The following is a 5808-nucleotide window of genomic DNA, read 5'->3' as shown; positions in this document are numbered from 1 at the left end:
ATAAAGAATCTCTTTAATAGCATTTGGTGTCCAATTTATAACTTGTTGTTTGGTAATTTCTTTTTCTTTCCAAAAAATTGGTGGTTTTGCTGTTGAAATAGTTATGTCTATGTCATTATTTATTTGAAATTCTTTGGAAAGTTTTAAAATTTTTTTAAGTTTATTAATAAATATTCTTATAATTACAATACAATCATCACTGCTAAAATTATTCTCAACTAAAATATTAACTGTTTTTTTTTCATTTTTTGCTAAGCAGTTGTCTATTAGCTTAGAAATACTGTGATTTTCTATTAAATTTGTTAATTTAGCTACAGCTTCAGTGTTAATTTTTTTTCCCTTTTTTAAGTAATTTGTTATTTTTTCTAATTCACCAAATAGTATTTTTCTATCTCCTTTGCATCTATCTAAAATTAGATTTACACTTGAAGAGGATATCGAGATATTCTTGTTTTTCAAATAAACCATCGTTAAATTCCTGAGTGTCTCATCTGTGTCAGGATAGAACGGAACACAAACTAAGTCTTTAGATTTTTCAAACAAAGACCTTAATTTAGACTTTTTTTCTAAATTATTTGCATCAAGAATTACAACTAAATTTTTGAATTTTTTATCTATAATTTCAGATACTATTTGAAATATTTTGTCTGTTACATGATTTATTATAATTATTTTTTCATTTTCAAATAGAGATTTTGAACTAATGCTTTCAAAAAAATTTTTATAATTATTAATGACTTCATTCTCATAATAATTGTGAGATATATTATCTTTTTTTAATAAATTTGTTTTAGTTTGATCTTTTAGTGCTTCATTATTTCCATGTAAAAGTATAAATGAATTGTGTTTTATATCTATCTTACTTGTTTCAAAGAATTTAATTAACATTTAATATGGATAATTCAGCAAGTAATTTTTGTGAAAATATATTTGCAAAATTTTGTTTTGTTATTCTCTCTTGTTTTTGTTCTTCAAATTTATCGTCAATATTATTCATGTTTTTTCTTTCCGATAATGTTAATTTTTTTACTAAATTATTATTTGCACTTATCTCAAATATTACTATAGCAGAGATTTCGTACTCAGTTATTTTTGCAGTTTTATCTTTCGAGATAGTATTTTTATTAAATTCTGTATTTGTTTTAATTTGAAATTTTTTTTCATTATCATTATTTTTAAATTGATATAGTCTTGATTTTAAGAAATTGTTTATTTCTCTATCACCCTCAAACGATATATTTGTAATTTGAAAATTTACAAAACTTTTGTTTGTATATATCGGGGAAAACCCACACTGATTTAGAAAAATAATTAGAATTAGAATATAAATTTTTTTATACATTTGAAATTATTAAATTTATAAGTTTATTTTTTATAAATATTGTTTTTTTAATTGAAGCATATTTTATATATTTATTCAGTTTATCATCCTTTTTAATTATACTGATTAATTCTGTTTCGGTTATATTTTTTTTTAGATTTAATACAGATCTTGTTTTTCCATTTATTTGTATAACAAAATTTATCTCATCTTTTATTAAAAGACTTTTATTTATTGTTGGCCATTCAATGTTATGTTTAAACATATTAATTTTTAAACCTTCTAAACATTCAGAGGCAAAATGAGGTAATACAGGTAACATTGTTATCAATATACTTGAATAATTATTAATCCATTTTTCACTATCAATTTTATGATTTACAATTTTGTTTATTTGAGAGTACATACTATGGAATGAAGATATTATTTTATTGTAACTAAAATTTTCAATATTTTTTTGAACATTTTCAACAAATTCTGTTGTAATTATTTCTAGTTCAGGAGATTCTTTTTTCGGATAATTCATTTTAATTTCATTTAATATTTTTAGGTTTAAGCCCCATAATTTTTGTATAAACTTATATGACGAATTCATACCTTCATCTGACCATTGAACATCTTTTTCGGGTGGGCTATCAGACAAAATAAAAAATCTTACCGAGTCTGCTCCATAGTTTTTTATTATCAATTCAGGATCGATGGTATTTTTTTTTGATTTTGACATTGATTCCGATGGTCCAATTTTTACCTCGTGATTCTTATCATCTTTTAAAAATTTTTTGCCGTTTAGAGATATTAACTCTTCTGGATTTCTCCATTTACCATTTTTGTCTTTGTAGGTTTCATGACAAACCATACCTTGGGTGAATAATCCTTTGAATGGTTCTTTTATATTAAGATTTTCATTTTCATTTGAAATTGCATGCATAAAAAATCTCGAATAAAGTAAATGAAGAATTGCATGTTCAACTCCACCAATATATTGATCAACAGGCATCCAATATTTTATATCCTCAATATTATAACCATAATCGTTTTTTTTTGGTGAACAGAACCTTAAAAAATACCAGGATGAATCCACAAATGTATCAAGTGTATCAGTTTCTTTTGTATATTTCTTTCCATCAATGAAAATTGTTTTCCAATCGTTTAGTTCATCTAGTGGGTTACCTGAAGATTCAAATTTATTTATTTGTGGTAAAGTTATTGGTAATAAATGTTCAGGAACCTTTGTTGGATTATTTTTTTCATCATACATTATTGGGATCGGACACCCCCAGTATCTCTGTCTAGAAATACCCCAATCTTTTAAACGAAAGTTAACTTTTCTTTTTCCAATATTATTTTTTTCTAAGTATTCTATTGTTTTTGGTATAGATTCTTTTGGAACTTTTAACCCATTTAAGAATGCTGAGTTATAAAGTATTCCATCCTCGGTATAAGCCTTGTTAGTAATTTTAAATTCCCCATTATTTTTTGGCTTAACTACAGGTAAGATTTTAAGATTATACTTATTGGCAAAATCAAGATCTCTTTGATCATGAGCAGGACAACCAAAAACTGCACCAAAGCCATAATCCATTAAAACAAAATTTGCAAAATACACTGGTACTTTTGAATTTTGGTCTAAGGGATTTAATGCAAACAGATCAGTTTTGAAACCAATTTTATCTGCAACGGCAATAGATTCTTCTGTAGTTCCACTCTTGGAACATTGTTTTTTAAATTCTAAAAAGTCTGGATCTTCGGAATAAAACTGAGAAATAGGATGATCAACTGATAAAGCTAAGAAAGACATACCAAATAAAGTATCAGGTCTGGTTGTGTAACATTTTATTTCTCTAATATTTTTCTTTGACTCTATTTTAAAACTTATTTCACAACCAAATGATTTACCTATCCAATTTTTTTGCATAGTTTTTACTTTCTCAGGCCATTCTTTAAGTGAATCTAAGCCATCAAGTAATTGATTTGAAAATTTTGTAATATTAAAAAACCATTGATTTAATTTTCTTCTTTCTACAGTAGCACCTGATCTCCAGCCTTTGCCATCTATTACTTGTTCATTTGCCAAAACAGTTTTGTCAACTGGATCCCAGTTAACATAGTTTTCTTTGCGATAAACAAGACCTTTATCATAAAGTTCTAAAAAAAATTTTTGTTGATGTTTATAGTATGTTGTAGAACAAGTTGAGATTTCTCTATCCCAATCAATTGAAAGACCTAGCTTTTTTAATTGAGCTTTCATTACTGAAATATTAGACTCTGTCCAATCTTTAGGATTTAAATTGTTTTGTCTAGCTGCATTTTCAGCTGGCATACCAAAAGAATCCCAACCCATAGGATGTAAAACATTGTAACCTTTTAAAGATTTATATCTAGCAAGTACATCCCCAATTGTATAATTTCTTACGTGACCCATATGAATTCTTCCAGATGGATATGGAAACATCTCAAGGCAATAAAATTTTTTTTTATTTTTATTTACATCAACAGCAAAACTTTTATTTTCAAACCAATATTTTTGCCATTTTTCTTCAACTAATTTAAAATTATAACGTTCCACTGAATTTTTATAAATTAATTTTAAATTTTACTATTTGTAATAGTTTTTTGTTTTTCTTCTTGTTTTATATTCTTTTTTATTTTTTTCAGTATTTTCTTTTTTGTATACAGAGGCTTTTTTTAAGATTTCTTTTTTTAATTCTATATTTAATATACTTTCGTTTTGAGAAATTTTACAACTTATTAAGTTTGAATTACATTTTTTATTAAAAATTTTAATATCAAGAGCATCTGACCTAACTTCATTTGTAAGAAATCTTATAGATATTTTAATATATTCATTTGAATTTTCCTCTGAGGAATACCAATCTGTAATTATAATTCCTCCACTATAATTGACTGATAGTAATGGCATGAAATCAACAACATCCAGCGAAGCTCTCCAAAGTTCATTTGAACTTGCAAATTCAAAAGTTCCACTATTGTTATTTCCAAATTCAGAAAGTCTAAATCCTCTACCTTCTTCTAAATTTTGTTTTACTCTTAGTTCCGGATCCGCAGGAAATTTTCTTGCGTCACCACCAGGTAATTTTCCATTACATCCAACTAAGCAAATTGATAGTATGGTTATAAAAAGCAAATTTTTTATGGATTGTGTTTTAAAGACGGTTTTCATTGTATTTTTTATACAACAAATAACAAAATTTAGCATAATTAATACAAAAAGCTAAATATGTTGTAAAAATACAACAATATTTAAAAATTTACGAAATTTTAGAGTATTGATGTCAAATATAGTTCTAATTATTGTAAAAACACTATGTTTATTATTAATAATAACAATTTAACAAGGAGTAATTAATATGAACAACATAAAAAAAATAGGTCTTACTGCTTTAGCAGCATCACTTGTTTCAGTATCAGCAAATGCTGGTGAAATGAGTGTAACTGGTTCAGCGAGTATGAACGTAGAAGGTTTTTCTGGTGAACAATTAAACGCTGGAACAGGCTACTCAATGGGTAATCAGTTAACTTTTTCTGGTGGTGGAGAATTAGATAATGGTATTAACGTATCTTTATCATTTGTTCTTGACCAAGGTGATGGTGATCCAGGTCCTTTTGATAGTCATTCAGTCTCTATAAGCACTGATATGATGGGAACACTTACATTAAACGGTGAAGGTGGAACGACAACTGCTAATAATATTGATAAATCTGCAGCTGGAGACATCTGGGATAAGTTTGATGGTTTAACTAATGCATCAGCACAAGTTAACAAACAAGGTGATACTGCAACAGCAACTGCTGGAGATAATTCATTCTACTACTCATCTCCAGAGTTAATGGAAGGTTTAACTGTGAATGCTTCTTACCAACCTCAAGGTAGTAACAGAACTTCAGGAACTGGTTTAGGTGCTGCTTACTCTAACGCTGATTATGGTCTAACATTAAATTATGCGGAAGCTGATGTAGTTGGAGCAACTGAAGCTAAAAGTGGTACAGAAACTGTGATAAAAGCATCATGGGCATATGGACCTGTAACACTTTCATACTCAGATTTAGCTACAGACATCGAAGCTGCAAGCAGTGACTATGACTTAGAATCATTTGCGGTGTCTTACACAGTTAATGATGAAATCTCTATCACATACGGTATGGAAGATATCACTCAAGAAGGTGCAACTTCTGATGCAGAATATGAGACAATCTCTGCTTCTTATACTGCAGGTGGTATGACAATTTCAGCTGGTATACATGATGCTGAAAATGCTAATTTTGGAACAAATAGTAACCAAGATTTCGAAAAATGGACTCTTGGTGCATCATTTGCATTCTAATTTAGTTTAGAATTAAGTTAAAAAAGGCCTCTTTTAAGAGGCCTTTTTTTTATTCAAAAAAAGAAATACCCGCAATTTCAGGGTTATCTAATAATCTAATTTTTTTGATATTATTTATAGAAATGCCTCCTAACGCAACAATTT

General features: G+C 27.4%; 5 protein-coding genes. 1 reads left to right on the top strand and 4 read right to left on the bottom strand.

What is annotated here, in order from left to right; translation table 11 throughout:
* From holA to ACTTAY_RS06135, 4 genes are all read right to left on the bottom strand, one after another.
* Window positions 1-888 (bottom strand): DNA polymerase III subunit delta (gene holA / locus ACTTAY_RS06150; protein ID WP_440672757.1); only part of this gene is annotated, 888 nt, incomplete at its 3' end.
* Window positions 878-1342, bottom strand: coding sequence for a hypothetical protein (locus tag ACTTAY_RS06145; protein ID WP_440672756.1), 465 nt, complete (start codon window positions 1340-1342; stop codon window positions 878-880). The genes holA and ACTTAY_RS06145, both read right to left, overlap by 11 nt.
* Window positions 1335-3887 (bottom strand): leucine--tRNA ligase, encoded by a 2553-nt coding sequence (gene leuS / locus ACTTAY_RS06140; RefSeq protein WP_440672755.1) that lies wholly within the window; start codon window positions 3885-3887, stop codon window positions 1335-1337. Before leuS ends, ACTTAY_RS06145 begins: the two co-directional genes overlap by 8 nt.
* A gap of 30 nt (window positions 3888-3917) precedes the next feature.
* Complete coding sequence (locus tag ACTTAY_RS06135; RefSeq protein WP_440672754.1) at window positions 3918-4502, bottom strand: DUF3576 domain-containing protein; 585 nt, start codon at window positions 4500-4502, stop codon at window positions 3918-3920.
* 187 nt (window positions 4503-4689) lie between these two features.
* On the opposite strand from ACTTAY_RS06135, the gene ACTTAY_RS06130 reads away from it, so the two are divergent.
* Window positions 4690-5664 carry a porin gene (locus ACTTAY_RS06130; RefSeq protein WP_440672753.1) on the top strand — a complete coding sequence of 325 codons (975 nt, stop codon included), beginning with the start codon at window positions 4690-4692 and terminating at the stop codon, window positions 5662-5664.
* Window positions 5665-5808 lie beyond the last annotated feature (144 nt).

Origin of the sequence: Candidatus Pelagibacter sp. HIMB1715 (assembly GCF_052047595.1) — a bacterium.
Lineage (GTDB): Bacteria > Pseudomonadota > Alphaproteobacteria > Pelagibacterales > Pelagibacteraceae > Pelagibacter.
The sequence above is the reverse complement of the archived record's forward strand: the minus strand, read 5'-3'. Positions and strand labels throughout refer to the sequence as shown.